Source organism: Metallumcola ferriviriculae, assembly GCF_035573695.1.
Classification (GTDB): domain Bacteria; phylum Bacillota; class JADQBR01; order JADQBR01; family JADQBR01; genus Metallumcola; species Metallumcola ferriviriculae.
Map to the genome: position 1 here is coordinate 1697327 of NZ_CP121694.1, position 25508 is coordinate 1722834.

23 protein-coding genes are annotated in these 25508 nt (G+C 46.2%); 21 read left to right on the forward strand and 2 right to left on the reverse strand.

Annotation, left to right across the window (positions count from 1 at the left end; genetic code table 11):
• Window positions 1-20: 20 nt before the first annotated feature.
• Complete coding sequence (locus MFMK1_RS08560; protein WP_366924693.1) at window positions 21-1262, forward strand: Glu/Leu/Phe/Val family dehydrogenase; 1242 nt, start codon at window positions 21-23, stop codon at window positions 1260-1262.
• Window positions 1263-1301: 39 nt separating this feature from the next.
• Here MFMK1_RS08560 and MFMK1_RS08565 read toward each other — a convergent pair whose 3' ends face one another.
• Window positions 1302-2249 (reverse strand): NAD(P)H-dependent flavin oxidoreductase, encoded by a 948-nt coding sequence (locus tag MFMK1_RS08565; protein WP_366924694.1) that lies wholly within the window; start codon window positions 2247-2249, stop codon window positions 1302-1304.
• A 203-nt stretch (window positions 2250-2452) separates the two neighbouring features.
• Here MFMK1_RS08565 and MFMK1_RS08570 point away from each other — a divergent pair, with 203 nt between their 5' ends.
• The 19 genes from MFMK1_RS08570 (at window position 2453) to MFMK1_RS08660 (ending at window position 24031) form a co-directional block, all read left to right on the forward strand.
• A complete protein-coding gene (locus MFMK1_RS08570) occupies window positions 2453-3598 on the forward strand; it encodes an amidohydrolase (protein ID WP_366924695.1) in 1146 nt (381 codons plus the stop codon).
• Window positions 3599-3809: 211 nt separating this feature from the next.
• Entirely contained in the window at window positions 3810-5339 is a 1530-nt protein-coding gene (locus MFMK1_RS08575; RefSeq protein ID WP_366924696.1) for an acyl-CoA carboxylase subunit beta, read from the forward strand.
• A 14-nt stretch (window positions 5340-5353) separates the two neighbouring features.
• Window positions 5354-6136 carry an enoyl-CoA hydratase-related protein gene (locus tag MFMK1_RS08580; protein WP_366924697.1) on the forward strand — a complete coding sequence of 261 codons (783 nt, stop codon included), beginning with the start codon at window positions 5354-5356 and terminating at the stop codon, window positions 6134-6136.
• A 287-nt stretch (window positions 6137-6423) separates the two neighbouring features.
• Entirely contained in the window at window positions 6424-7524 is a 1101-nt protein-coding gene (locus MFMK1_RS08585; protein ID WP_366924698.1) for a beta/alpha barrel domain-containing protein, read from the forward strand.
• A 34-nt stretch (window positions 7525-7558) separates the two neighbouring features.
• On the forward strand, window positions 7559-8470 hold the full coding sequence (locus tag MFMK1_RS08590) for a hydroxymethylglutaryl-CoA lyase (RefSeq protein ID WP_366924699.1): 912 nt from the start codon (window positions 7559-7561) through the stop codon (window positions 8468-8470).
• Window positions 8471-8473: 3 nt separating this feature from the next.
• Window positions 8474-9634, forward strand: a complete 1161-nt coding sequence (locus MFMK1_RS08595) for an acyl-CoA dehydrogenase family protein (RefSeq protein WP_366924700.1) — start codon at window positions 8474-8476, stop codon at window positions 9632-9634.
• Window positions 9635-9707: 73 nt separating this feature from the next.
• Window positions 9708-10898, forward strand: coding sequence for an acyl-CoA dehydrogenase family protein (locus MFMK1_RS08600; RefSeq protein WP_366924701.1), 1191 nt, complete (start codon window positions 9708-9710; stop codon window positions 10896-10898).
• Window positions 10899-10997: 99 nt separating this feature from the next.
• Window positions 10998-12077, forward strand: coding sequence for a two-component system sensor histidine kinase NtrB (locus tag MFMK1_RS08605; RefSeq protein ID WP_366924702.1), 1080 nt, complete (start codon window positions 10998-11000; stop codon window positions 12075-12077).
• A complete protein-coding gene (locus tag MFMK1_RS08610; protein WP_366924703.1) occupies window positions 12070-13473 on the forward strand; it encodes a sigma-54-dependent transcriptional regulator in 1404 nt (467 codons plus the stop codon). The genes MFMK1_RS08605 and MFMK1_RS08610 overlap by 8 nt, the downstream gene beginning before the upstream one ends.
• 84 nt (window positions 13474-13557) lie before the next feature.
• On the forward strand, window positions 13558-13815 hold the full coding sequence (locus MFMK1_RS08615; protein WP_366924704.1) for a hypothetical protein: 258 nt from the start codon (window positions 13558-13560) through the stop codon (window positions 13813-13815).
• Window positions 13812-15692: an aldehyde ferredoxin oxidoreductase N-terminal domain-containing protein gene (locus MFMK1_RS08620; RefSeq protein ID WP_366924705.1), complete on the forward strand. Its 1881-nt coding sequence runs from the start codon at window positions 13812-13814 to the stop codon at window positions 15690-15692. Before MFMK1_RS08615 ends, MFMK1_RS08620 begins: the two co-directional genes overlap by 4 nt.
• Before the next feature lie 87 nt (window positions 15693-15779).
• Entirely contained in the window at window positions 15780-16733 is a 954-nt protein-coding gene (locus tag MFMK1_RS08625; protein ID WP_366924706.1) for a 3'-5' exoribonuclease YhaM family protein, read from the forward strand.
• A gap of 228 nt (window positions 16734-16961) precedes the next feature.
• Window positions 16962-18389: an SLC13 family permease gene (locus MFMK1_RS08630; protein WP_366924707.1), complete on the forward strand. Its 1428-nt coding sequence runs from the start codon at window positions 16962-16964 to the stop codon at window positions 18387-18389.
• A 43-nt stretch (window positions 18390-18432) separates the two neighbouring features.
• The gene (locus MFMK1_RS08635) at window positions 18433-19074 is read left to right on the forward strand and encodes a 2Fe-2S iron-sulfur cluster-binding protein (RefSeq protein WP_366924708.1); all 642 of its coding nucleotides are present in this window, start codon (window positions 18433-18435) and stop codon (window positions 19072-19074) included.
• Between the two features lie 16 nt (window positions 19075-19090).
• Window positions 19091-20020: an ADP-ribosylglycohydrolase family protein gene (locus tag MFMK1_RS08640; RefSeq protein ID WP_366924709.1), complete on the forward strand. Its 930-nt coding sequence runs from the start codon at window positions 19091-19093 to the stop codon at window positions 20018-20020.
• Between the two features lie 307 nt (window positions 20021-20327).
• On the forward strand, window positions 20328-21107 hold the full coding sequence (locus MFMK1_RS08645; protein ID WP_366924710.1) for an enoyl-CoA hydratase-related protein: 780 nt from the start codon (window positions 20328-20330) through the stop codon (window positions 21105-21107).
• 92 nt (window positions 21108-21199) lie between these two features.
• A complete protein-coding gene (locus tag MFMK1_RS08650) occupies window positions 21200-22333 on the forward strand; it encodes a class I SAM-dependent methyltransferase (RefSeq protein WP_366924711.1) in 1134 nt (377 codons plus the stop codon).
• A gap of 69 nt (window positions 22334-22402) precedes the next feature.
• The gene (locus tag MFMK1_RS08655) at window positions 22403-23323 is read left to right on the forward strand and encodes a metal-dependent hydrolase (RefSeq protein WP_366924712.1); all 921 of its coding nucleotides are present in this window, start codon (window positions 22403-22405) and stop codon (window positions 23321-23323) included.
• 39 nt (window positions 23324-23362) lie between these two features.
• Window positions 23363-24031, forward strand: coding sequence for a hypothetical protein (locus MFMK1_RS08660; protein ID WP_366924713.1), 669 nt, complete (start codon window positions 23363-23365; stop codon window positions 24029-24031).
• Here MFMK1_RS08660 and MFMK1_RS08665 read toward each other — a convergent pair.
• Window positions 24028-24171, reverse strand: a complete 144-nt coding sequence (locus MFMK1_RS08665) for a hypothetical protein (RefSeq protein WP_366924714.1) — start codon at window positions 24169-24171, stop codon at window positions 24028-24030. The genes MFMK1_RS08660 and MFMK1_RS08665 overlap by 4 nt on opposite strands.
• Window positions 24172-24268: 97 nt before the next feature.
• On the opposite strand from MFMK1_RS08665, the gene MFMK1_RS08670 reads away from it, so the two are divergent.
• Complete coding sequence (locus MFMK1_RS08670) at window positions 24269-25402, forward strand: hypothetical protein (RefSeq protein WP_366924715.1); 1134 nt, start codon at window positions 24269-24271, stop codon at window positions 25400-25402.
• Window positions 25403-25508 lie beyond the last annotated feature (106 nt).

The following is a 25508-nucleotide window of genomic DNA, read 5'->3' on the forward strand; positions in this document are numbered from 1 at the left end:
AATTTAAAGGAGTTGGGAAAATGGGAATTTTAGAAGAAACTAAAGGTTTAGTGGAAAATTCTATTCAGGAGTTAGGTCTGCCCAAAGCTGTATTTGAACATCTGAAGGAGCCTCAGCGGCTGATGATAGTGAACATACCGGTGCGGTTAGATAGCGGTGAAGTGAAGTCTTTTATTGGCTATCGCGCACAGCATTGTAATGTATTAGGCCCATTTAAGGGTGGTATTCGCTTTCATCCGCAAGTGACCATAGATGAGGTGAAGGCGCTGTCCATGTGGATGAGTTTAAAGTGTGCAGTGGTTGAGGTCCCCTATGGTGGCGGGAAAGGCGGTGTCGTCTGCAATCCCAAGGAAATGTCTGAGGATGAAATTGAAAGATTAAGCCGTGGCTATATCAGGTCAATGCTTAAGATAATTGGTCCGGAACAAGATATACCTGCACCGGACGTGTACACAAATCCCCAGATTATGGCTTGGATGGCAGATGAATATAGTTCTGCTAAAGGTCATAACGAATGGGGTATTGTCACCGGTAAACCTTTAATTGTGGGGGGTTCGTTAGGACGATTAGAGGCCACCTCCCGCGGGTGTTACTTTGTGGTAGAAGACGCAATTGAGAAACTAGGCTTATCTATGCAGGGTCTGAAAGTGGCTATACAAGGGTTTGGTAATGTTGGTAGTTATGCTGCTAAGCTCCTAGCTGATGCAGGGGCTAAGGTAATTGCGGTAAGCGATTCAGGAGGCGGGATATATCATGAGGACGGTCTGCCCGTGGACAAATTGATGGAACATAAAGTAAAAGAAGGTACGGTTAGCTCTTATCCTCAAGGAAAAAGAATTAGTAATGAGGAACTTCTGATATTGGAATGTGATGTTTTGGTGCCTGCGGCGTTGGAAAATCAATTGACGTCTAATAATGCGCCTAATGTTAAAGCTAAAATAATTGTTGAGGCCGCAAACGGTCCTACCACAGCTGAAGCCGACAGTATCTTAACCGATAAAGGAATACTAATTTGTCCCGATATTTTGGCTAATGCCGGCGGTGTGGTGGTTTCTTATTTCGAATGGGTGCAAGATTTAGAAAGCTTTTATTGGTCCGAGGAACAAGTTAATTCCCGGTTGCAACTAAAAATGGCCGATGCTTTTCGCCGGGTCTACGATTTTTGCCAACGGCAAGAAGTGCCAATGCGTAAGGCGGCTTACATGCTGGCGGTGAAGCGGTTAGGCGAGGGAATGCTGACTCGGGGTTGGGTAAAAAAATAACACTATCCGGTCATTAAACCCGAATAGTGTAAAAGATTTCTAGTCCTGCCGCAGTTCAGAAATTAGGTTGTGGAAAATTTTCTGGACCGGCAGGATTTCTTTTATTGTATGTACCTTCTCACCAGCAAAAATAAGTCCATCCTGCATTAAGCCTTTTTGAGCATCTTCCAAGGCCAGCCTAAGACAAAAGCGGTTACTGCATTTTTTGAGACAGCTATTACAAACAGTGGGTTTAATTAATCCTTTGTCTAACCGTTCAGTGAAGGCAGTCTTAAGGGCTCTGCCGGGTAGGCCCACGGGGCTTTCTATTAAGATTGAATCTTCTTTGGATGCATCCAAATAGGTTTGTTTGAAGCTCTCCGGCGCGTCAGATTCCTCACTGGCAGCAAACCGTGTGCCCATTTGGACGCCGTCAGCACCATTATCCAAAGCCCACTTAATATCCTTGCCAGTGATGATACCACCGGCAGCAATCACCGGTACTTTTACCTGACCCACCACTTCGGGGAGAATATCTTTTAACGGCCTGTCAGTACCTAAATGGCCACCGGCTTCTTTACCTTCCACAACTACAGCAGCGGCACCAAGTTTTTCTGCCAACTTCGCTAAGCGACCGCTGGAAACGATGCTCACTACAGGAACATTAAACTCTCTGCCCCAACTAAAGACATCCCTGGAAAAGCCGGCGCCGGAAAAAACCATGTCAATACCGTTTTTCATGGCTGTTCTAATCAAATCTGCAAAGTTTGAAACGGCAAATAACACATTAATGCCAATGGCACCGGTTCCGTTGGCAATGTTTTTCGCCTTTTCCATTTCGGTGAGCAGCTCCGCTTCAGTTAGTGCGGTGCCGGCAATCACGCCAACACCGCCGGCTTTAGCGACTGTGCCGGCCAGTCTCCCGCCGGAAATGCGTACAGCCATACCGCCCTGGATGATGGGATACGGTACAGTAATATTACCAATAGTTAAATGAGGAATTTTCATAGTAAAGTCACCCTTCATGAGTAAGATTAAAATTTAGCAATAACTTTATTAATCTTATCATAATTATGCCCATGGGCAAAGTAAAGGATAACTATATCAGCTAAATTATGTTAAAATTACGAGCTGTTTGCCATATTTTTCGACTTAACTTATAATAAAGTTGCAAAATAAGCATAATTTTGTCAGTTGAAGGGAATGTCTAGATGATTGGAATAGCGGCTAATATTTTCACAGGTGAAGATTTTATAGAAGATGGCGTGGTGTTGATTCAGGACGGAAAGATTTTAGAGGTGGGCAGAAATGTCAGGGTTCCTCAAGCCTTTCAATTTATTGATGCTCGGCGGAAGATGCTAACCCCGGGGTTTATTGATGCACACACTCATTTGGGGATAATGCAGGAAGGAATTAACTGGCAGGAAGCGGACACTAATGAAGTTACCGAGCCTGTCACTGCTCAAGTAAGGGTAATAGATGCCATTAACCCTGCCGACCGCGGGTTTCGTGATGCCGTTGCTTCCGGCATTACTACAGTACAGGTATTGCCGGGCAGTAGTAATGTCATTTGCGGTGTGGGGTCGGTGGTCAAAACTGTGGGTGTAACGGTGGAAGATATGCTATTGCGTCAAAGTTCCGGATTGAAGGTTGCATTAGGTGAAAATCCTAAAAGAGAGCACGGTGGCAGGAAAAAGATGCCTTCCACCAGGATGGGTACTGCCGCGTTACTAAGGCAGTATCTGCAAAAGGCCCGGGACTATATGCGGTTGAAGGAGAAAGGTGAAGTTAAGGAGACCGATATACAACTGGAGGAAATCAGCAAGGCATTGACGGGGGAATTGCCATTAAGAGTTCATGCACATAGGGCGGACGACATTATTACCGCTTTGAGAATTGCCGCTGAGTTTCAGGTGAATGTCACCATTGAGCACTGTACTGAGGGACATAAGATAGTACCCCAGCTGAAACGGGCGGCAATTTCAGCGGCGGTGGGTCCTACTTTAAGCAGCCGTTCCAAATACGAATTGGCGGATTTGGGCTGGCATACTGTCAAAGCGTTGGCGGATGCCGCGGTACCTATTTCCCTTATTACCGACCATCCGGTAGTACCTATTGGTTACTTACCGGTCTGTGGTGCTTTGGCAGTGCGGGAGGGGGTAAGCTACAAAAATGCTCTAAAGGCATTAACTAGCAATGCCGCCGCCCATTTGGGCGTCTCCCACCGGATAGGTTCAGTCAAACCCGGCATGGACGCTGACTTAGTAATTTGGGGTGGGGTGGATCCTTTTCATTATACTACCAGGGTAGACGAAGTTTATGTTGGGGGAAAAAGGATACTGCCTGCATGTGAATAAAACTTCACACTCTAATTTAAATTAAGACCCTGGTGTTGACGGCATCGGGGTTTTCTTATGCCTGTCAGAAAGAATAACTTGCCGGGGGCATCAGTATATCAAGGGGTTTCGCGGATAACGAGGGTTTCTGCAAGCTGAGTTTTCTTTATTGGCATCAAGTTTGCTCTATAGATAAACGGGACAGAAAATTCAGACTATGGGGGTGAAGTAAATGAAAGATGAAAAGAAACTGCAGCAATTGGCAGATGAAATCAAAGTCGGTGGGAAGGAAAAATACCATCAGGCTAACAAGCAGAAAGGAAAATTGTTTGCACGAAAGAGGTTGGAATTGTTACTGGACCCAGGGGAACAGGCAGAAGACGCCTTTTGGGCTAATTGTCAGGCAGGGGATTTACCTGCTGACGGAGTGGTGACCGGGATTGGTAAGGTGCATGGACAGACGGTATGTTTTATGGCAAATGACTCAACAATCAAAGCGGGGTCCTGGGGTTGGCGAACCGTAGAAAAGATTATTCGCATTCAGGAAACAGCCATGAATTTAAAGGTGCCCATGCTTTATCTGGTGGATTCCGCTGGCGCGAGAATTACTGACCAGTTAGAAATGTTTCCCGGACGTAGAGGTGCCGGCAAGATTTTTCACAACGAGGTAAAAATGTCTGGTATGGTGCCACAGCTTTGTCTTTTGTTCGGTCCATCCGCAGCAGGCGGTGCCTATATACCTGCTTTTTGTGATTTTGTCATCATGGTGGAAGGAAACGCATCTATGTACTTAGGGTCGCCCCGTATGGCCGAAATGGTGATTGGTGAAAGGGTAACCCTTGAACAAATGGGTGGCGCAAAGATGCACTGTTCTGTCAGTGGTTGTGGTGATATGTTGGTGAAGAGCGAAGAAGAGGCCATTCAAGCAGCAAGAAAGTATCTTTCTTATTTCCCCAAAAATTACCTGCACCAGCCCAAGCTTGAGGAGGAGAAACCGCCCGTTCCTGGAGCAAAAGACTTGGAAAGTATAATTCCTGACAAAGAAAGTCTTGCTTTTGATATGTATGAAGTTATTAGCGGTCTAATAGATAAGGACAGTTTTTTTGAAGTTAAAAAACTTTTCGCCCCGGAGCTGATTACCGGATTTGCTCGCATGGGGGGGCGCGTTGTGGGTATATTGGCAAACCAGCCCAAGGTAAAGGGTGGGGTGTTGTTTGTTGATTCTGCCGATAAAGCTGCAAAATTTATGGACTTATGTGACGCATTCAATATTCCGCTTTTATTCTTAATGGATGTGCCTGGGTTTATGGTAGGTACCCAAGTGGAAAGGATGGGTATTATTCGTCACGGTGCCAAAATGCTTTCGGCAATGTCTCGCGCCACGGTCCCGAAGATTTCAGTGGTGCTGCGTAAAGCATATGGAGCAGGGTTATATGCTATGTGCGGTCCGGCTTTTGAACCTGACTGCGTTCTAGCTCTGCCTACAGCCATGATCGCGGTAATGGGTCCACAAGCAGCGGTAAATGCGGTCTATCAGAAAAAGATAGAGGCACTTTCCCCGGAAGAACAGCCGGCATTCATTGAACAAAAGCGTGAAGAATATAAGGCGGATATTGATATTTATCGATTGGCCGCAGAAATGGTAGTAGACCATGTGATTGCGCCTTCACAGCTGCGGAGGGAGCTAATTACCCGTTATAACATGTACAAAGATAAACAAAAGACTTTTGCTGAAAGAAAACACGGGGTTACCCCGGTTTAAGAGGAGTGATGATGATGGATTATGAAACTCTGTCAGTTTCGCGGCATGGTCATGCAGCTTTAATAGAATTTAACAGGCCTGAGGCCTTAAATGCACTCAGTACCCAGATGGCCAAAGAGCTGGTGATGTTGTTAGAGGAATTATCACTGACAACGGATGTATGGGCAGTAGCCCTAACTGCGTCCGGTGATAGGGCTTTTTGTGTTGGCGCAGATCTTAAGGAAAGGAAGAGCATGAATACTGAAGAAATGCGGCGGCAGCGGGAACTGTTTGTGAAGGCGTTTCAGGCAGTGGCCACTTTTCCAAAGCCAATTATTGCGGCAGTAAATGGATACGCCATGGGCGGGGGTTTTGAGTTCGCTTTGTGTTGTGATTTTATAATTTGTTCGGACAATGCCAAATTCGCCTTGCCGGAAGTAGGCTTGGCCATCATTCCCGGCGGTGGAGGTACACAAAATTTGCCTCGGGTGATCGGCAAGAATAAAGCTAAAGAATTAATTTTTACCGGTCGCCGCATTGATGCTGGGGAGGCGGAAAGATTAGGGATTGTCAATCATGTCACTTCTTTATCTGAGCTGACGGACAAAGCACTGGCCCTGCTTGATGAAATAACCAAGAACGGACCGGTAGCATTAAAACAGGCCAAGAAGTCTGTAAATTTGGGTGTAGAGATGGATCTGAATACGGCCTTTCAATTAGAGGCAGAGTGCTATCAGATGTGCTTGACTACCCAGGACAGGGATGAAGGTCTAAAGGCGTTTAATGAAAAAAGAAAGCCGGTTTATAAAGGGTACTAATGTAAAAGGAAATACACAGTGCAGTTTAGTGCACATGGTTTATTGGCGGTCAGGCTGCCGAGTATAGACAGCTATAGTATCGAGAGACCAGTGATGATAGAGGATGTTCAAAAAGTCCATCGCAGGTGAGCGGCGAATTTCTGCGTTGCTCAGTCTTTGAGACTGCTCACGTACGCCACCAGTACGCTCCGCGTCTGAAAGCCTTCGCGCCTTGAACTTCTTGCTCCTGCTACAATGGACTTTTTGAACACGCACTAATAGATTATTAACAATATGGAGGGATTTACATGGAGGGAAAGTTTAATTTGAATTATCCCAAGCAGGTAACGTTGGGCGACATTACTATTAGAGATGGGTTTCAGCATGAAGAAAAGTTTATTTCTACCGCTGCGAAAGTTCGCTATGTTGAAGAATTAATCCTAGCGGGAGTTAAAAGAATTGAAATTAGCAATTTCGGCAATCCGACACGTATGCCTCAATTTAAAGATGCTGACGAAGTATTCAAGGGTATCCGTCAGAGCAAGACACTAGCAAGAGCAGGCGTGAATTGGGATGAAATAGAGCTTACTGCAGTTACCATTCGCGAACGTGCTGTGGATCGAGCAATAGAGGCAAAGAAAGAGGGTTATGGGCCTGACCGTATTTTAATGATGGTTTCCACAGATGAAGAGCATCATTTTGCCAATTCGGGTACAACTTTGCCCGATTATTGGCGAGAAGCGGAGCGCTGTATAAAAAAGGCGGCGGATGTGGGCATCAAAATGAACGGGACAGTCAGTACCATCTGGGGCAGTCCTATCAGCGGGCCTACGGAATTGAAGGAAGCGGTAAAATTTTCTCAACGATGGTTGGATATCGGTGCAGTAGATATTGAGCATGCTGACCATGACGGGTCTGCCCCGCCGGACCAGGTCTACCGCTACTTCGCCATGGTAATGGATGCTATGCCAAATCCAGATTTGCATGTAGCGCATTTCCATGTCACCCGAGGTTGGGGATTGGCCAATGTATTGGCGGCCCTTCAAGCAGGAATAAATATTTTTGAAGGGACCATTGGCGGACTAGGCGGTCAACCAGCAAATTTCTTGGATGATACACCGGTTCCTGGTACAGGGTCATATTACTATAAAGATGCTAATGTCGTGGGGTTAGTTTCAATGGAGGATATGGTTGTAATGTTGGATGAGATGGGCATTGATACTGGCATAAATGTTGACCGCATTTTGGATCTGGGTACGATGATGGAAAAAACTATCGGTCGCAGACTTCGCTCTGAAGCCATACTTAATGGCCGCATCCCGAAGGCATCGCGTCCGGAATATAAGCGTGAGGGTTTAGAGCAGTTAAAAGAAAAATTCGGTGAAAAAAGCGGGCAAAAATTTCCTTAGGACTGGAGCAGGGAGTAACGGGGGGAGATTGGATGTGAATTTACCGTCAAAAGTAATGGTGAGGGAAGTTGGGCCCAGGGACGGGCTTCAGCTAGAGCAGAAAATACTATCCACCGAAGATAAGATATATTTTTTAAGCCAGTTGAGCAACGCAGGGTTGAAGGCGGTAGAAGCTACCTCATTTGTAAACCCTCGTGCTGTCCCCCAACATCATGATGCGGAAGCCGTGGTACGGGGCGCCAAACTAGCGGACGATAAGGTAAGAATCAGTGCCCTGATTGCTAATCTAACAGGGTTAGAGCGAGCTCTGGCTGCCGATGTAAGGGAAGTTAATGTTGCTGTCTCTGCCAGTGAACTCCATAATTTAAAGAATGTGAATATGACTGTGGAACAGTCGCTGGGACAGTTGCGTGCTATTTGCCGCCATGCTGAAAATAAAATTTCCATACGAGCCTCAATTTCTATGGTTTTCGGATGCCCCTATCAAGGGGAAACTGAGCTGTCAATGATCATGCGGATTTTGGAAGAATATTTGACCAATGGCATTACGGATATTGCTCTTTGTGATACTGCCGGTTTTGCCAATCCGCGGCAGGTGTTTAATTTGGTGGAGAAGTTAAGAGCCCATTATCCTTTGGCACGGTTTGCCCTGCATATGCATGACACCAGGGGGATGGGGTTGACTAATATTTTCGCGGGTTTACAGGCAGGTATTGACAGTTTCGAAAGTTCGCTGGGGGGCCTTGGTGGATGCCCGTTTATACCAGGTGCCAGTGGTAATGTACCTACTGAAGACATGGTATTTATGTTTGATGAAATGGGTATTAGTACAGGTATTAATTTTGGTAACTTGGTGTTGCTGGGGCGATGGTTAGAGGGAAAATTGGCTAAAAGACTGCCAGGGCGGATGCTTCATGAAAACGTCTGCAGGTTCCGGGAGGAATAAGTTATGGGATATAGTCTTAACGACCAACAATTGATGCTCAGTAAGAGCGTTCGCCGGTTAGCAGAGAAACATGTCTCGCCAAGGGCCGAGCAGCTTGACCGTTCCGATGAATACCCATGGGATTTGTGGCGGGAATTTGCCGCTAATGATTTGGTGGGAGTTTCAATACCAGAGATTCACGGGGGCAAGGGTCAGGGTGTGTTGGAGCTGTGTCTGGTAGTGGAGGAGCTTTCACGGGTTTCTGCGGCAACAGGCTTGATGGTGAGCTGCCAAGAGTTGGCCTTAACACCGCTGCTGCTTGCCGGCAGCGCGGAACAAAAGAAAAACTTTCTTGTGGCAGGTGCCCGGGGTGAGGTGCTGGCATCATTTGCCCTTACTGAACCCGATGCTGGGTCCGATGTATCGGCCACAGGTACCAGGGCGGTACGCAGAGGTGAAGAGTACATCATCAACGGCAGCAAATGCTTCATCACCAATGGTGGTTTGGCCGAGTATTATATAGTCTTTGCTGCCACTGATAAGGAACAAGGCATTCGCGGCCTTAGTGCTTTTGTGGTGGAAAAGGATAGACCGGGTTTAAGCATAGGTAAAGTTGAGGATAAGATGGGCGTACGAGGAACCCGCACCACAGAACTGATATTTGAAGACTGTAAAGTGCCGCGGGCGAATCTGATAGGGTCAGAAGGGGATGGATTCAAGCTGGCTATGTTGTCCTTAGATCGGGTAAGACCGGCAATCGGCGCCCAAGCGCTGGGTATTGCTCGGGGTGCGCTGGAATATGCGCTCAATTACTGTAAGCAGCGGCGTCAATTCAGCAGGCCGATAGTTACCTTGCAGGGGCTGCAGTTTATGCTTTCGGAAATGTTTACCAAGGTAGAGGCCTCGCGGCATTTGGTATATTCCGCCGCCTCATTGGTGGATGAAGAATTTCCCGGTTTAAATGGTGCCAATAAGGAAATATCTCGTTTATCTGCCATGGCTAAAATGTACGCCAGTGATACAGCTATGGCGGTGACAACCGATGCAGTGCAGCTGTTAGGCGGCTACGGCTACATGCGGGAATTTCCCGTGGAACGAATGATGCGCGATGCCAAAATCATTCAGATTTATGGTGGTACGAATCAAATTCAGCGGGTGGTAATTTCCCGTTCCCTACTGGGATAGAATTTTACTCACTGAGGCAGTGACATAAGATGAATTGACAAAATATTGGCAATAAAAATTAGGAGGTATATTTATGGATTTCGGTTTTACGGCGGAACAAGAAGCTTTTGCACGCAGTGTAGAAAAGTTTGCCCGGGATAAGGTGGCTCCTGGTGCTGAAGAACGTGATGAAACGGGAGAATGGGATTGGGAATTGTGGCGTGAACTAAGTGAAATGGGCTTATGTGGTCTGCCTATCCCGGAAGAATACGGTGGGAGTGGTGCGGATGCAGTCACCTGTTTGCTGGCATATGAAGCGTTTAATCGGGGCGCATTAGACCCTGGAATTTTCTTGTCGTTGGGGGCGCACCTTTTTATTTGTACGGTACCAATCTGGCTTCACGGCAACGAGGAACAAAAGAAAAAATATTTACCCAAATTAGCCAGCGGTGAATGGATTGGTGCTTTGGGGTTGACAGAGCCTAATGCCGGTTCCGATGCGGCAGGTGTTCAGACCACCGCTAAGCGTGACGGAGAACATTACATTTTAAATGGTACAAAAATGTTTATTACTAACGGTCCGGTGGCGGATGTGGTTTTGGTTATGGCGACTGTTGATAAAAGCAAGGGCGCTAAGGGCGTAACTGCGTTTCTAGTGGAGAAAGATACTCCCGGTTTTTCTGTCAGTCGAAAACTAAATAAGATGGGCCATCGTTCATCGCCTACTGCAGAACTGGTATTTGAGGATTGCCGTGTTCCGGCGGAAAATTTATTAGGAGAAGAAGGAAAGGGTTTTAAGGCAACCGTTGATGCTTTGGTCTGGGAACGTGGTGTTTTCCTTGCTGCTGAGAGTACCGGCATGATGGCGGCAATGTTGGACCTGACTGTAGATTATGCAAAGCAGCGGCAGCAGTTTGGCCAGCCAATTATCGAATTTCAGATGATTCGGGAACGGATTGCTGATATGAAAGTGATGCTAGATGCAGCAAGATTGTTAAGCTATCGAGCTGCATGGATGAAAGATGTAGGTCTGGATGGGAAGTTTGAAGCTGCCGTGGCTAAGACCTTTTATGCTGAAAATGTTGTGCGGATGGCGGATAAGGCGGTGCAAATTTTCGGTGGTTATGGGTACATGAAAGAATATCCTATTGAACGCCTTTTCCGTGATGCCCGGCTGATGCCAATTGGCGGCGGCACCACCGACGTACAAAAAATGATCATCTCCTCAGGTTTGAATAGGGATTATGAGAAAGTTAACGAGTTGACCATGAGAGCTGACCGATAAAATGTTTTTTTTACCTTTCGCAGGCTATTTTTAACCGTTGACAGAATATTGATGCAAATGTGTGAAATTTGTTATACAATAGTACTAGGAGGGTCGCTAATGCATCAGCCGAAAAGAGATTACATTGACAGTATATTTGAAAGTATTCCTACTGGAGTAATTACTACGGATTTAAACGGAACAGTGATCAATATAAACGCGGCTGCAGCGAGACTCCTAGGCATCCTGGTATCGGAGGTTAAGGGGATAAGCTTTTTAGAGCTTTTCTCCCGGGATTCTAAGACCGCTTTGAAAGACGGCATGAAATATGTGACTAACACCGGCAAACCTTTCCGCGGTCAGGAGCAGGTTGTGGGTAAACGGGACAGGGCCACAGTAATAGTTCCTGTAATCGGCTTGGCAAAGGATAAAGAGGGGCAAAAGCAGGGTTTTGTGATTGTAGTAGAAGACCTTTATCAACAGCGATTAATTCACGAACATCTGCAGCGTGCGGATAAACAGGCTGCACTAGGGGAAATGGCAGTGGGGATCGCCCATGAATTGAGAAATCCTCTAGGAACAATTCATGGCTATGCATCGCTGCTGTTGACCGAAATGGCTGATGATGATGGAAGGGGCAGGTATCTTCAAGTAATCAAAAGTGAAGTAGAACGATTAAGTAAATTGACAGAAAGTTTGCTGGATTATTCCCGCCCTACTGGGGGCGACTTTACGGATCTGGATATTAATCAGGTGTTGGAAAAGACATTGCTGCTGTTTCAAATGGAAACTTCGATCCATGAGGTGGCGGTACTAAAGCTTTTCGATAATAGTGTGCCTTTGATTGTGGGCGATGAACAGCGCCTGCAGCAGGCCTTTCTCAACTTATTATTTAATTCGCTGCAGGCCATTTGCTCATCTGAAGGAGAGATTCATGTGGAAACCGGTTATGAAAGCGAAGGGGATTGGGTCACGGTGAGTATTAAAGATAATGGTGGAGGAATTGCAGAAGACATAAGCGATAAAGTATTCAATCCTTTCTTTACCACCAAGGATACCGGCACAGGACTGGGGCTGGCAATAACTCATCGTATTATTTCCGACCATTCAGGATTGATAAAAGTGTCTAGTGAACTGAATAAAGGCACTGTTTTTGTACTGAAATTCCCTTCCAAGGAAAGGATGGTTCTTCTTGGCTGAGGCGAAACCAATAATTTTGGTTGCTGATGATGAGGAAAATATGCGCAACTTACTGCAGGAGGTGCTGCAGCGTTGGGGATATAAAGTGGTGACGGCAGCATCAGGTCCAGAGGCTTTGGACCAGGTGAGTTCCCACTCCATTACTCTTGCCATTCTAGACCTAAAGATGCCTAAAATTTCCGGTATGGATGTATTGGTACGCATGAAGGAACATTACCCCGAGGTGCCGGTAGTGATACTGACGGCATATGCCACGGTGCGCGATGCGGTACAGGCCATCAAACAGGGCGCTTTTGATTATTTAACTAAGCCTTTTCAGTTGGAAGAACTGCAGTTAACAGTGGAAAAGGCCTTTCGCCTGGGCAAAATTGCCCGGGAAAACCAGATGCTAAAGCAACAGCTGAAATATAACACTGAATTTCAGGAGTTTATTGGCTGTAGTCCAAAAGTCCAGGTAACTCTGCACCGGGCTGCCAAAGTGGCGCCTACTGATTACACAGTGATGTTATCCGGGGAGAGTGGTACAGGAAAAAGCTTATTGGCACGACTGATTCATAAGGCCAGCAACCGTGCTAAGCAGCCATTTGTTACTGTTAATTGTGCAGCAATGCCAGAAAACCTGTTGGAAAGTGAACTATTCGGGCACGAAAAGGGTGCGTTTACCGGTGCGGTTAAAATGCGAATGGGCAAATTTGAGCAGGCCCATGGCGGTACTTTGTTTCTAGATGAAGTGAGTACTATGAGTCAACCAATGCAGGCAAAACTTTTGTTTGCCATTCAGGAAAAAAAATTCGAAAGAGTCGGCGGTCACGAAACCATTAATGCAGATGTGCGCATTGTGGCGGCCAGCAACAGGGATTTAAAGACTATGGTGAATACAGGTGAATTCCGGGAAGATTTATATTTCCGGTTAAATGTAGTTCCTATTGAAATGGTACCGCTGCGTCAGCGGCGAGAAGATATTCCTTTATTGGTAGACTTTATTTTAAATAGTGTCGCTATTGATAGCGAATGGCGTGTTGCCGAAGAAGCGATGGGACTACTGATGTCTCATAATTGGCCGGGAAATGTTCGAGAACTTGAGAATGTATTAAAACAGGCCTTAGCACTGGGAGAAGCGCCGGAAATAAAAAGTATGGATCTGCCTCCGGCACTGACTGCGAAGCAGGACCAGGCACTGGATTTTAAGCAGGGAGATTCTCTTGGGGAAATCTTAAATAGGGCAGAACGGCAAGTGATTATAGACACATTAGCCCGCTGCCAGTGGAAGCGTTCTCTTACGGCGCAAAAACTACGCATATCTCGCCGCAGTCTTTATAATAAACTGGAAAAGTTAAAGATATCGCCGGATCGGGAAAAAGAACGCCGACTGAGCAGCAGAAGCACAGTAAATTAGCGCGCCGTTAGCGCGCGTTTTTTCTTGGGTTTTGAACAGACGAGAATGAAATGATTTTATTCTTGTTGAGGGAAGGGTGATCGAATGGCAAATCAGGTCAAAAGCGTCAGGATTGCTGTGGAAGAAGAAAATTGCTGTGGTTGTATGCAGTGCATGATGATGTGCGCTGCTACATGGTCAGTGGAGCAGACGTTGTCATCGTCACATATAGAGGTGAGCAGAAATGGCGAAGACCTTTACCGTTTTAACATTAGTTTTGATGGAAACTGCAGAGCAGGATGCCAACTTTGTGCTAGATGGTGTGCTTATGGTGCTTTGACCCGGGTAGGTGAGGTCTCTTGAGTACTCGATTTTACGGCAAAATTTTATATATTGATCTTACCACAGGAGAATTCACCGAAAAACCTATTCCTATGAAAGTATATGAGGAAATTCTTGGCGGCATGGGCCTGGCGAATTGGCTTGCAGCAGACTACGCTGCAAATGATCGGATTGAGGCACTGTCTTCGGATAATCCTTTAATATTTGCTGCCGGGACATTGGCGGGAACACCGGCACCCAGCAGCAGCCGCACTACTGCGGTTACGCGCATGCCGTTAAATGATGCATGGGGCAACGCAAACGGCGGCGGTAATTTTGCAGCTACACTGAGATGGGCCGGGTATGATGCACTGGTCATTACCGGCAGATCTGACAAGCCCGTTTATTTGATGATTGGCATGGACAATAGTATCGATGATGCTGGAGATTTATGGGGGAAAGGTATTAAGAGCACCACGGAAAGATTGTGGAGCCGCCATAAAGACAGCAGTGTGATGGCCATCGGTCCGGCCGGGGAAAGAATGGTTTATTTTGCGCTATCCATGCTGGATAACGTTGCTACCTTGGGGCGTGGCGGTTTGGGTGCAGTGATGGGCAGTAAAAACCTTAAGGCGGTTGTGGTAAAGGGACATAGTATTCCCCCGCTGGTGGATAAAGGGAAATTTTTGTCTCTCAGTAAGCAGCTGCAGCAGGACATGCGTAATATTCCTTGGCGTAATCAATGGTTGAAGCAAGGTATTTTCTTAGGATGGCCCATTTGGAAACAGGGACTAATTAAAGAAAATTTTCAGCGCCAGCTATCAGATGAAGAAGCGGAAAACTTAGGACCCCGCGCATACGAGGAACATTTCATTAGACCATTGGCTTGTATATCTTGTCCTTTGGCCGATAAGGCGCTGGTGGCAGTGGACGGATGCAGCTATCCAATTTCTTATGGCTTACATGCCTCGCTTTCTGGATCACGCTGGGGGGCCAGGGATGAAGGAGAAGCCCTGAAAGCGATGATAATGGCGAATGACTACGGGGTAGACGACCTTACCCTGTATGCAGTGATTGGATGGTCAATTGACCTTTATCTTAATGGGGTAATAACCAATCAGGAAACCGGAGGCATGGTGCTAGAACATACGCCTCATTGTTATCATGAATTGGCAAACCAAGTGGTGGAAAGAAAAGGTTTTGGGGATATATTAGCCCAAGGGTTTTTAGCGAACATGGCACGGTGGGGTGATGAGGCACGAGACTTGGCGGTGCACATAAAAGGAGTAGACCCGATCAGTGACCCGCGCCCTCATACCAGCGGTTTTCTCTATGCCCAGCTCACTAATCCAAGAGGGGCATATGTAGTGCAGGGAAATTCGCCGGCCTTTAACCCGGGTAAAAACAATCGTTCCTTTCAGCGCTTTTTAACCAGTATTGGGGTTGACGAAAATAAAGCAGTGGGTATTGCACCTGATGATGAAGAGGCGGATTTGGCGCTGCTGGTACGCCATACTGAAGACTTTTATGCGGTGGCAAGTTCATTGGGGTTTTGCGCGAGACAGCCGGTAATGCAATGTTATACTCCCGCTAAAGCAGCGGCGTTGGTGACTGCAGCAACCGGTTTGGAGTTTAACGATAAGAAATTATTGACTGTGGGTGAGCGGGTTTGGAATCAATACCGGCTAAATAATGGGCAGGGGCGACCGCTAACAGATAGCCTCCCTGATAAGTTTTATCAACCTTTGGCTGCTGCCCAAGGAGAAATAAAGCTTGAAAACTATCAGCGAACTCACCATCTAACGGAAGCGGAAATAAACCAATCCTTAAAACGTTATTATTTAGAACGGGGATGGGATGCCAGCGGGCAACCCACTGTACGGACAATTGAGCGATTATCTTTAAAAACCCACGCATAGTCGTGGGTTTTTTACTGCAGGAATATCCGGCTGCTGTACAGAATTGATAATAAGGAAAAAATCAAACAACTTTGTATGGAGGTTAATATGAAGCAGTATATTAATGAACTGCAGCCCGGTGTAAAGGTTAATTCTGTATTTGCATTAGCTAAAAAACAGTTAATTCCGTTTAGAGACCCTAGTAAAGGAAAATTTTTATCTTTGGTCATTGCTGATAAGACCGGCCAAATTGAAGCGAAACTATGGGACGGAGCGGAAGAGATTGCTGCTGGACTGGCAGAGGAGGACCTGATACAGGTGGAAGGAGCGGTTTCAGAATATAGGGGGTCAAATCAGATCACCATTGAAAAAGTCTCCCCTGCGGCCGCAGGAAAATGGCAGCCTGAGGATTTTTTGCCCGCGGGTAAAGATAAACAGCTTTTGCTGGACGAGCTGCGGCAACTGGTGGCGTCTCTTAATAATGAACATCTAAAAACCCTGCTGGCAAATTGGTTCAGCGATAAGGATTTTTTGCAGCAGTATTTAACCTGCCCGGCAGCGAAAAAGGTACACCATGCATGTATTGGCGGTCTGGCAGAGCATAGTCTTGAAGTGTGCAGCTATGCGGTACAGGTGGCAAAAAATTATTCGAAAATAAACAGGGATGTGGTATTGGTTGGTGCCCTGCTGCACGACATCGGCAAGATTATGGAATACCGCTATCAGACCAGCATTGCCGTCACAGATAGCGGCAAACTGTTTGGGCATCCAGTACTGGGATGGGATATGATTGCTGAACGAATAGGTATGCAGCCGGATTTCCCCGCACCTTTAGCTGACCACCTAAAGCACATCATTCTGACGCATCATGGGCAATTGGAATGGGGGGCGCCTGTACTGCCCCAGACTCCCGAAGCGATGACCGTTTTTTATTGTGATTTGCTAAGCGGGAGAATTAGGCAGGTATTTGACATTATCCAACAAGATGAGGATGATGAGTTATGGACCCGGTACGACCGTTTAATTTCTCGGGCAATTTATCGGGGATACAAGGAAGACTAATTTTTGGGATTGCGTCTAGCCGGGGGCTTGTATTTGAAGACCCGGGCCCTTTCTTCCTGCCATAATTTAAGCAGGAATTTTCCTGAATAAAACTTAACTAAAAACTTAATCATGCGCTTTAACATAAATATCCCCTTTCCGGAATAAGTGCTAACAGATTAAACTCTTTGCAGGGAATTTTATACTTAATAGGGAAATTTCATAATAGTAAGAAACGGGGGACCACAGTTGCAAAATACGAAGCAGAAGTCAGTTGAAGCTAAATCGAACCAGGATACTTATCTAAAGTTAATATTTGCAGTTGTCGTCTTTGTCATTCTGGAAATTTTTTTACCAGCTCCGGGGCAGATTAAATTAACTTTTGCCACCATTGGGATGGGTACTGTACTTTGGGTTAGTCGGCCGGTGCCTTTGTCGATGACTTCGATATTTGTCATCATGGTCCTGGTAGTTACCCGCGCTGCACCGTTGAATGTTTCTTTAAGCGGTTTTGCTACCGGTTCTTTATTTTTGGTGCTCTCGGGTTTTATGATGGCCCGCGGAGTCAACAGTACTAACCTAGGCAGGAGAATGGCATTCACCATTCTTGCGCGTTTCGGTAGTTCCCCGGGAATGGCACTTTGGGGCTTATTTCTTACCATGGAAATTTTGGCCTTTGCGGTACCGGCAACAGCTGTACGCACCTTGCTATTGCTTCCGGTAGTAATGATATTAATCGAAAGCGTTGATAATACGGAAGGTGTATCGAATACTAAAAAATTATTTCTTTTTGGCCTCTGTTTTGGTGTCAATATTACCGGTGCCGGTGTTTTGCCGGGTGCTTTGGCAAACGTAATGACCGCTGAATTGGTTGGAAACCTTACTGGACAGACTTTCGGCTATTACAGATGGTTATTCGCAGCTTTGCCTATCAGTTTGCTATTAATACCTATGACTTGGTTTATTTTGATGAAGGTTTTTCCCAGCGAGGTCAAAACTTTCGATACCAATATTTTCAAAAAATACTTAGAAGATTTAGGGCCGGTGGATTGGCGGGAAAAACGTTGTGTCGGCATCTTGATTCTGACGGTAATGTTGTGGATGCTGGAACCGTTTCATGGTTGGCATCCAGCGGTCCCGGCTATATTAGCCACCTTATTAATGGCCTTTCCTGGTATTGGTTTTGCAGATTGGGAGGACCTGCTGCGCATTAATTGGGGAACCATTGTTTTGCTAGGAACTTCTTTATCTTTAGGTACGGTGTTGAATCAAACCGGTGGTGCTGCGTTTATAGCTGATTTAATTTCCAACGTTGGTTGGCTGCGGCTGATTTTTGCCACACCGTTATTGGCAGTGGCGGTGGTGGTTATCTTTACTCAACTGTACCATCTCGCAGTGGGGCATGTAAGTACTGTGGTGGCTACTCTAATCCCTGTAGTGGTACAGGTGGCGGTAAACCTAGGTGAGGATCCGGTGCTGTACGGGTTTTTGGTGGGGTTGTCTGCCTTATTTGGGTTCTTGTTGGTGATAGAGACCATACCCAATATCATTGTTTATAACTCTGGGTACCTTCATCCTTTAGATTGGCTTAAGCCCGGGATACTGATTTCATTGGCAGTGGTCTTGGCGATAGTTGTGGTGGCTTGGTTATGGTGGCCTGTAATAGGACTTTTGTAAAGAAAGGTAACTGGCACTGTTGCCAGGTGGAAGGGGCAAAGTAATGTCGAAATTGAAACTAAGCATTGTCAGGGGAACAAATGCTAATCAAGTCTCACAGGAATATTTTGTGGCGGACAGTTGTGAAACGGTCTTAGATGCCTTGCAGTATATATACCGCTATAAGGATAGTACGCTAAGTTTTCGATATGATTGCCGTTTTAAACGCTGCGGTCTTTGTGGGGTGTCTGTCGATGGGCGACCGGTGCTGGCATGTACCACCCAGGTTAAAGATGGAATGGAAATTGGACCGCTGCCAGGATTGCCGGTGGTTCGGGATCTGGTAGTAGACCGATCCTTTCTAGATAAACTTTATCAAGACTTGGATTTAATGATAATACCGGGGGCGAAAAATGATGAGCCGCCTGGGTGTATGGTTTCGTCCGATTACTTTCACTTTGCCCAGTGTAATGAGTGTTTAGTTTGTGCTACAGTCTGCCCGGCCGGGCAGGGTGAAGGCAAGGTATTTGGACCCTTTGTCTGGGTACGCTTGGCTCAGCTGCACTTAGACCCTAGGGATAGGATTGATAGAATCGCTCAGGCAGAGCGCTTGGGGGTAAATGGGTGTGCCGGCTGCGGCAAATGTCATTGCGCCTCTGGTATTGATTTTAAGAAAGCATTAGGTATACTAAAAAAAGATAGTTAAGATTGGGGGGTGAACAATGTACCAACGAGTGGCGGGAGGAATGTTCGGTGTGGCACTAGGTGATGCACTGGGCGCTACTCTGGAGTTTATGAGTGCTGAAGAGGTCAAACAAAATTATGGGATACACAGGGAAATCATTGGCGGCGGTTGGTTGGATTTGAAACCGGGTGAATTTACCGATGATACCGAGATGACTTTGTCGGTGGCAGAAGGAATTGTGGCTGCGCCTGATAATCCGGTTGGTCAAATCGGTAAAGGATTTATAGACTGGTTTAACACCGGCCCTAAAGATGTAGGCAATACTATTAGGACATCGCTTAGTAACTATGTCATCTTAGATAACTGGGACGAGGCCTCCAAACATACGGCAAAATCCTTGGATGGGAAGACTGCGGGTAATGGGGCGCTAATGCGTACTCTGCCTATCAGCTTTGCTTATTATGGGGATCCGGAAAAAATTGCAGACCGTTCCAGACGCATTTGTAGAATGACTCATTGGGACATGATAGCGGAGATGGCGGGAGTTTTTTATAATATTTTGGCAACGTGTCTTATGCAGGAGGAAAAGCAGGCGGCATGGGATAAAAGTTGGGACTGGTTTGCGGCCTACCTCTATCAAGAGGCAGATGTCGCCACGGTAAAACTTTTAGCTGACTTAAAGGACTTGCGCCGATGGGAATTCACGGACCTACGAGCCAGCGGATTTGTATACGATACCCTGGTTAGTGCCCTTTGGTGTTTCTATAATACCGATACCGCTGAGGAAGCCATAATAAATGCGGTTAACCTGGGAGACGATGCCGATACCGTCGGCGCGGTTACCGGGGGATTGGCCGGTGTTTACTATGGGTACCAGGCGCTGCCGCAACGCTGGCTCAGAGTAGTAAAACAAAAAGATAGGATTGAACAGGTAAGCCGGAATTTGCACGCATTGTGTTGTAAATAAGTGACAGGTGTCAGGCACCAAGTGTTGAAATAAGTGACACCCAGACACCTATGGTGTCAGGCACCAAGTGTCGTAATAAGTGACACCTACAGTATCATGCACTAAGGAGTCATAGGGGTTGATGCTTTGCCTCGGTAAGCCTTGGGTAGTCCAGGTATTAGCGATTTCATCGCAGCACATGGCTACATGATTTGTTGTTAGAATATTATAAATAACGCTAGTTTTCTGAAGGATTTTTACAGCGGGCAAAGAAATTATATTACAGAATGCAGAATGTAGTTTGGATAAATTTGGAGGTGTTGAAAAAATGACGGAAAAAATGGCAACTGTAACAATTGCGGAACAAGTGGCAACTATTACGATTAATCATCCCCCGGTAAACGCTCTCAGCAACCAGGTGCTTCAGGACTTGGATGAAGCGGTGGCTCAGGTCGAGAGTAATAATGATGTCTGGGTTGTAGTGATAACTGGCGCAGGAGATAAGGCATTTGTGGCCGGAGCGGATATTCGCCAGTTTCCTAATTTGAATGCTGCCGATGGGGAAAAAATGGCTGCCTTTGGGCAGCAGGTTTTTAGTAGGATTGAAGGGTTGAATAAGCCGGTACTTGCTGCTATTGATGGCTTTGCATTGGGCGGCGGCTGCGAACTAGCCATGGCCTGTGATATTAGAATTGCTTCTGCTAAATCAAAGCTGGGGCAGCCCGAGGTTAACCTTGGAGTTCTTCCGGGCTTCGGCGGCACCCAGCGTTTGTCAAGATTAGTGGGTTTAGGTAAGGCGAAAGAGTTAATTTATACTGCCGACATGGTGGACGCATATGAAGCACAGCGCATCGGTTTGGTAGAAAAGGTGGTAGAAGAAGGCTCGGTACTGGATGCCGCATATGCTATGGCCAAGAAAATAATAGCTAAAGGTCCCTTGGCAGTAGCGACGTCAAAACAGGCCATTGACAAGGGTTGGGATTTACCTATTGAACAAGGGCTGGCGCTTGAGGCCAAGCTCTTTGGTGAGCTTTGTGAGAGCGAAGACCAGAAAGAAGGAGCTAAAGCTTTCTTAGAAAAACGTCCAGCTGATTTTAAACGGAAATAAATTTCAATCGACGATTCAAAAACACAAGTCCTGCGCATTGCAGGACTTTCTTTTTTTGGTGCGAATTTTCTAAGGGAAGGGGGAAGCGAAAGATGAATAAGACAGCAATAATTAAGGAGTTTGTCACTGACCGTGGGAAGGTGACCTTCCGCGACTTCATGGAGCAGGCACTATATCATCCTCAAGCAGGTTATTATACCGCCCATCAAAACCGCCTGGGCCGGGAGGGCGATTTCTATACCAGCGTACATGTCTCCTACTTATTTGGCGCAATGGTAGCCAGGCAGGCGGCAGAAATGTACGAAATACTTGGCTGTCCGCAGCCATTTACTATTACCGAATTTGGTGCCGGCGACGGTATGTTAGCAAAAGATATTTTAGACTGGCTGAAAGAGGAACATTACGACTGTTTTCAGGCTGTACAATACCGAATTGTAGAAATCAGCAGCAAATTGAGCGAGAGGCAAAAGGATAATCTGGCCGAATATAGCGGTATGGTAAGTTGGTATAGTGAACAAGAGTTACTGGGAAAAGAATCGGTACAGGGAGTAGTACTTACTAATGAATTGATCGATGCATTCCCGGTGCATATCCTCAAATATTCTTCAACAGGGTGGCAGGAAGCGTGGGTGGAAGTAAATGGCCAGGGCCAATTCATTCAGCAGTGGGGTGAGCCCTCACGGGATTTTAGCAAATACTTTCAACTATTGGATTGGCAGCCTAGACGGGAAGGTCAAGTAGTGGAGGTAAATATGGCTGCCTTAGCATGGCTGGAAACGGTTAGTGCATCTTTAACAAAGGGTTTTGTCATTACCATTGACTATGGCCGCCTGGTGGCGGAATTAGATGACCCGCGTTTTGCGGCAGGCACACTATTATGCTATCACCAACATAAAGTGGTTAACGACCCTCTTCAAAATGTGGGCAGGCAGGATATTACCAGTCATGCGAACTTTACGGCACTGATGAAGAAAGGCGAAGAGTTAAAGCTTTCAACCACGGCTTTCATGTATCAAGCAAATTTTTTGCTTAATCTCGGTATCATGAAGGTAGTGGAGGAAATAGCCAAAACTGATAACGAAAGGGCACACAAAGACGTATTGGCTGTAAAAAGATTGGCATTCCCTGGTGGAATGGGGGAAACTTTTCGCGTGCTGATTCAGCATAAAGGGGTAGACCAACCCCAACTGCGCTGTCAGATACCCTTTCACAAACAGATCAGGTAGAAATTGCCTTCCCGCCCATAACTTCACTTATGCTATAATGTACTAGTGTGACTAGAGAGGATGATAGCAATGGATCCCATTACTCATGCGATTGCCGGTTTGGCGGTGGCCACATTAAGCGGTGACCCGCTAACATTGACCGGCCCTGTTTATTTAAGTTCTATGTTGGGCGCTATGGCACCGGATCTAGATATAGTTTTTCAATTTAAGGGAGACATGGCCTATCTCAAACAACATCGGGGCAGCAGCCACGGGTTGTTGGGACTGGCTTTTTTCAGTGTGGGGATAGCCATTCTATTGCATTTGCTATTTCCTGCAGCTGCTTTTGCTCAATTGTTATTATGGAGTTTCCTGGGAGGGGTTTCGCATACACTTTTGGATGTGTTAAATTCGTACGGAGCGCGCTTTCTAGAGCCATTTTCTAAGGGCAACTTTTCTCTAAATTTGTTAACAATATTTGATCCGATAGTAGTACTCTTGTTGGGAGCGATAGTTTTCGGCATCGGCCTTCCGGGCTGGTTGGGTATTTTTGTCTACTTGCTGCTGCGCCTGGCGTCAAAGAAGCTTGTTCACGCCTATTTACAAAAAGAGTTTCCTACTAATGACCATATTATAATTATGCCGGCTATGACTCGGAATTTTGCTTGGAGTTTTCTGGTGGATACTGGCGATTTGATGTTTACCGGGGAGATCCCCTTTTTCCAGTCTGAATATACTATTCGCCGGCAGTTGAAGAAACATCGTGATAGTCAACTGATTAAGTTAGCGTTACAAACGCCTCTTGGTAGATTGTTTAGTAGTTTTACGCCCTATTTTTATGTAGATCTTCAGTATCATCAAGGGAATCATGTTGTTCGTTTTTTCGATTTGCGTTACTATACTAGGAAAAAGTTCTTACATTCTGCTACCGCTGTGTTTGACCAAAACATGCAGCTATTAGACTCGGTTTTCCAACCGTACAATGAGAAACGGCGTATTTCCGTAGGTTAATCTATGGTTTAATGCAATCATACAGGGGAGGCATCAAATATGAAGGGTAACAGGAGAGTTCTCTGGGCAGCGATTTTTCTATTTGCAATTGTAATATTTATTTCCGGCGGGCTGACGCTGACAAAAAAAGCCCTGGCTATGAACGAAAAGGCAGTAGACTGGAAGCGGCAGGTCAGCGAATTAGAGCAGCAACTTGCAGATAAGACTGATGAAATTAGCAGGATAAATGCTGATTTAAGTGAGCTTCGTGGGGAAATAACCTCTTCGGTTGATGCCAAACTGGACCTTGATGAAAAGATCTACAATTGGAAGGATAAGGCCTCTGAGTATCAGCGACAGCTTTCTGTCTGGAAGGGGAAAGCCCAAGAGTATGCCAATCAGATTGAGGAGTGGCAGCAGCAATCAGACAAGCTGCAGCAGGAGGCCGCCAATGGTGAGGAAAGTGTCGGTAGATTACAGGCAGAGCTTGCCGAATGGCAGCGGTTAGCTCAACAGTATCTTGATGATTTGGAAAATTGGAAGGATAAAGCTAATCGGTATTTGGAAGAGGCAAACCAATGGGAGGATAAAGCCGTGGCTGCGCAAAAACAGGTAGACCATTATAAGCAAGAAGCTTCTGATTGGGAGCATAAAGCGCAGCAGTATCAACAGGAAGCAGAATACTGGAAAAGCAAAGCTTCCCAACAACCCAGCGGTACCCAGCCCTAGAAGTAATGCAGACTTTCAAAAAACCATTTTTCAAAACGTACCCAGCCGTCTTCGGTTGGGTACGTTTTGCTTTTGCCCACCATGCCTGCCGGGCCGATGGGGATGTCTGTCTTTGCGCAGCGGGATTTGGCGGCAGCCATCCCTCTTACGCCTGTAAAAAATGGAAGATACTCTCGTGGAACATCGTAAGAGCATTAGCGTCTAACAGAGTAAACAAGCCCAAAGGAGGTAGCAGATTTGAAAAAAACATTTGTACTTATGTTGACGGTAATGTTTCTTGTAGCAGCGTTTAGTGGCAGCGCTTTGGCCATGGCGGAGGTAGCACCGCTGCCCGAGGGGGATGGTGCAGATGCATATACTTCCGGTTTTGCACCGGAGCCGCAGACGGAATTTGAACATGAAAAAGAATATCATCAAAGGGCGGTTGAGTTCCTGGCGGAAAAATATCAAATGGCGCCGGAAGACATTCAATTGTTACCGGGGAGAGTAGAAAAGTTAGAACATATGGGACGTAGTTTCTGGGGAACAAACTTCCATTTTGGCACCAAGGATAAAAGTGAATTTGGCGGTGTTTACATTGACCTGGATAGTGAGAAAATCTACCTAAGAGATGAAGTGGATAGTTTATTTAAGCAGGAACAGGAGAAAATCAGGGAAGAATATGAACAGCTGCAGAAAGAAGCTGGCAAAATAGAAGTTGAACTTTATCGCCAGATGCAAAAGATGCCTGATGATGAAAAACTTTTAACCAGTACTATCCCCACTTACCAGCCCGATGAAGAACTATTGGCAGAGATAGAGCAGCTGCAGCAGGAATACGCGGATGTGGCGGAACTTGTGGATGATGAAAATAACGTCATTGCTTCCAACCGCAAGGATGATGTGCCGTTTGACCAGGAAAGAATGCGGCAGTATTTAGAGAAACTGATTGAACTGAAGCAAAAAGGCTATCAGCAGGCATTAGAAAATGTTAGCCAGTTCATGGAAGATAACGCTATTGAATACGAGGCCAAGGAAGGTTACCGTGAACCGCGGGTAGAGGCTAAGCTGGGCAAAGGTGAGATTGAAGCATTGGCGGACAAGGACTTCGTCGGCTCCATTCGCCGGGAAGTGATTTATACAATCATGGAGACCGGTGCAGCGGCGGATAGCGCCGCCGGTGGTGTGGATGTGGCACAGGGCCAGCCGGAAATTGATAAGAGTACCGCGACGGAGAATGATGCAGGTCAAACCACTGCCAGGGAGGACGAAAGTGCAGACGCTGACAGCAGTGATAACCAAGATGCTTCCAAGGGCAGCGGTAGCATGCCGTTTATCGCCGGCGGTGTAGTATTGTTGGGTGGACTTGCCTTCTTTTTGAAAAAGAAATAAATTGAAAAACCCATCGATAATCTATGCGCTTAGTATCAAGTATGCTTCCATCCATGTACGGAACGGTTAAATGGCGTATGTTGGATGCAACGTGTAGATAAGAAGT